Origin of the sequence: Brenneria populi, assembly GCF_036016195.1 — a bacterium.
GTDB lineage: Bacteria > Pseudomonadota > Gammaproteobacteria > Enterobacterales > Enterobacteriaceae > Brenneria > Brenneria populi.
In genome coordinates, this window is record NZ_JAYWTM010000069.1 from 1 (window position 1) to 1,187 (window position 1,187).

The following is a 1,187-nucleotide window of genomic DNA, read 5'->3' on the forward strand; positions in this document are numbered from 1 at the left end:
CCATTTTTAACGGATGCCATAAGTAGAGTTATGCAGCACGTAACACATGCTGTTTTGGGGTATATCCGCCCAACGCCATATTCGGCCTTTCGTGATTATAAAACCACTGCCATTCTGTTGCGTACCGTTGTAATTCGTCCAGTGAAGAAAATATATATTGCCCCAGCCAGTCATAACGCACTGTCCGGTTATAACGCTCGATATAGGCATTTTGCTGCGGTTTACCCGGCTGGATAAAATTTAGTTCAATGCCGTTGTTTTTAGCCCATTGCATCAACTCGCTACTCGTATATTCCGGACCATTGTCACAACGTATTGAAACCGGTTTCCCTCGCCACTCAATCAGACGCTCCAGCGTTTGCTTTACCCGAACCGACGGTAATGAGAAGTCCACTTCTATTACCAGTGCCTCACGGTTAAAATCATCAATGATGTTCAATAACCGGATTGAGCGGCCATCTGCTAGCTGGTCATGCATAAAGTCCATCGACCAGCTTTCATTGCTTTGTTCCGGTACTCTCAACGGCGCCGGCTCTTCCCGTTTCAATCTTTTCTTCGGCTTAATGCGCATATTTAGCGAAAGCTCACAGTAAATCCGGTATACCCTTTTAGGGTTCCAGCCGAACCCCTTTACATTGCGGAGGTACAGATAACACAGGCCAAAACCCCAGTTTCGCTGACTATCGGTAATGTGCAATAACCAGTCGGCAATTTGCTGATTTTCCTCATCAAGTTTTGGCACATAGCGGTAACAACTTTCACTGACCGAAAATATCTGACAGGCAAAACGAATACTGATGTGCCTGTTTTCCACTGCCGCTTTTGCCATCTGCCGACGCTGAGATGGCTTTACCACTTTTTTTGCATGGCTTCCTGAATGATTTCAGCCTTAAGCCGTTCTTCCGCATACATCTTTTTGAGACGGCGGTTCTCATCTTCCAGCTCTTTCAGGCGAGTCATAAGGGACGCATCCATTCCGCCGAATTTAGCCCGCCACTTATAAAAACTGGCGCTGCTGATGCCATGTTCGCGGCACAGTTCAGGCACGGGCGTTCCTGCTTCGGCCTGTTTGAGGATGGCGATGATCTGACTGTCGGTAAAGCGTGATTTTTTCATAGCGAATCTCCTGCGTTCAGATTACGAGAAAATTCTACTTATGAACACTCCGCTTTTTTGGGGGGATTACC

At 46.9% G+C, this 1,187-nt stretch carries 1 protein-coding gene; it reads right to left on the bottom strand.

Going from position 1 to position 1,187, the window contains the following annotated elements:
- Positions 1-28: 28 nt before the first annotated feature.
- Positions 29-1,116, bottom strand: a protein-coding gene (locus tag VSX58_RS22430; RefSeq protein WP_327619985.1) for an IS3 family transposase whose coding sequence is annotated in 2 segments (ribosomal slippage) — positions 29-864 and positions 864-1,116 — 1,089 coding nt in all. Because the reading frame shifts where the segments join, the coding sequence is not laid out codon by codon here.
- Positions 1,117-1,187: the final 71 nt, after the last annotated feature.